This window comes from Mesobacillus sp., from assembly GCF_049588175.1.
Lineage (GTDB): Bacteria > Bacillota > Bacilli > Bacillales > Cytobacillaceae > Mesobacillus.
In genome coordinates, this window is the sequence record NZ_JBAVFI010000686.1 from 1 (window position 1) to 1706 (window position 1706).

Consider the following 1706-nt stretch of genomic DNA (forward strand, 5'->3'; position numbering starts at 1 on the left):
GTACCAATAAGATTGCTTGTTTGCTGTAGAGGAGTTGTTAACGTCTCCATCGTAAAATGATTGTATCCAGTCGGCTGGTATGAATCTTTTGGACCAAAGGTCGAGATGGCGAGACCTAGTTCCTTGCCGTGCAGCTTGTCTCCGCCTTCTCCATATGCCCAGCCGTAAGAAAGTACTTCATCTTGCCATTGTTTCAACAAAGGTGGTGTACTGTACCAGTAGAATGGGAATTGAAGAATAATACGGTCATGTGATGCTAATAAGCTTTGTTCGTGCTCAACATTTATTTTTCCGTCCGGATAAGCCTCATACAGGGTATGGACAGTAATTTCTTCGTGCTTTTTCAATTCCTCCATCCATGTACGATTGATGCGGGATTGCTCCAAGTTAGGGTGTGTAATAATGACAAGAGTCTTCATGGGAATAGCTCCTTATTTTAAAGTTAGTTGTACAAGCAAGTGAAGGGGGAGAGGATCGCTTTGCTAAATACTTGATTAGTATTCATCAAAGGATCTTTTTTATTACTTCTCTAATTTGTTGCCTGCTTCGTTGACTAATTTGTTTAATGCTTTGCCTTCATCTTCTCCTAAAATATCAGAGTAAGAGCGGAATAGAATTTTCCAGCCTTCTTTAATATCTTTAAGGATTGCTTCGCCATTTTCAGTCGGAAAATTTAAAGATCTCTTACCTTCTGTCTTTCGTTCAATCAAACCTTTTTCGACCAACTTATCGACAAATCGAGTGATCGTTGAAGGCTTTAAATGAAGAGCTTCAGCTAACTCGGACTGGGAAATGCCTGGCTTATCGATAACCAGCATCATCAAAAAAGCATGAGTGGGCGATAGGCCTGTTTTTTTAAAAGAATCTTCTGCCATCTTGGTAATAGCACGTGAAAGCTTATTCACTGTAAAATACAGGCAGTTGTTGAAAAAATCGTCGACCATAATAAAAAACTCCTTTTTGCTTGTACATACAAATTACATTAATCAATATTGATTGTCAAATGGCAGAAGGGGAAAATTTTTTCGGATTTCTTATATTACCTTATCAAAAATTTGTCATTTAATGAAGGGAAAAATAGTTGGATAAAAAGATTGATATTTCAAAAAAAGTAACTTATTATGTTTGTATGTACAAACAACAAAAAATGATAAAATTACTTCACCAACAAAAACGGCAGGGAAGGGTGTGTTCACAATAAGCGATACTCCTTTTAAAAAGTTAATGTATCTGTATATGGGGACTTCAGATTTTGAAGCTGATTTTCGCTACTATCAATCAGTGCTTGGAGGAAAATTACTCTGGGCATTCGAACGATTTGGAGCAAAGGTAGCAGCGTTCGAATTAGCGGAAGGTCCGCTGCTATTAATTGCATCTCATTTAACGGCACCATCTTGTATGCCTATTTTTGAAATCGATGATTTGAGCGCGACGGTAAAGGAACTAAAAAATAGAGGCTGGCAGGAAGAAAAAGGACCGATTGAAATACCGAACGGACCTTGTTACATATTTAAGGACACAAGCGGCAATTCCTTTGGTATTTTTGAAAACATAAGGCCTACAGCTGCAGAGGACTCTTATGGAGATAAAAGTAATAAATATAAGCTACAGGGTTAAAAATTTTTAATCATTTAATTGTATGTGCAAACAACTGAAAAGGAGATGGTTTTAGTGATACAAAATAAGAAAATTGCACTCATTACTGG

The 1706-nt window shown here is 37.1% G+C and carries 3 protein-coding genes; 1 reads left to right on the forward strand and 2 read right to left on the reverse strand.

Going from position 1 to position 1706, the window contains the following annotated elements; translation table 11 throughout:
- Both WB217_RS16660 and WB217_RS16665 read right to left on the reverse strand, forming a co-directional pair.
- A partial coding sequence (locus WB217_RS16660; protein ID WP_423994394.1) for an NAD(P)H-dependent oxidoreductase occupies positions 1–419 on the reverse strand: 419 nt, incomplete at its 3' end.
- A 102-nt stretch (positions 420–521) separates the two neighbouring features.
- The gene (locus WB217_RS16665) at positions 522–944 is read right to left on the reverse strand and encodes a MarR family winged helix-turn-helix transcriptional regulator (protein WP_423994396.1); all 423 of its coding nucleotides are present in this window, start codon (positions 942–944) and stop codon (positions 522–524) included.
- 244 nt (positions 945–1188) lie between these two features.
- Here WB217_RS16665 and WB217_RS16670 point away from each other — a divergent pair, with 244 nt between their 5' ends.
- Positions 1189–1617, forward strand: coding sequence for a VOC family protein (locus WB217_RS16670; RefSeq protein ID WP_423994397.1), 429 nt, complete (start codon positions 1189–1191; stop codon positions 1615–1617).
- Positions 1618–1706 lie beyond the last annotated feature (89 nt).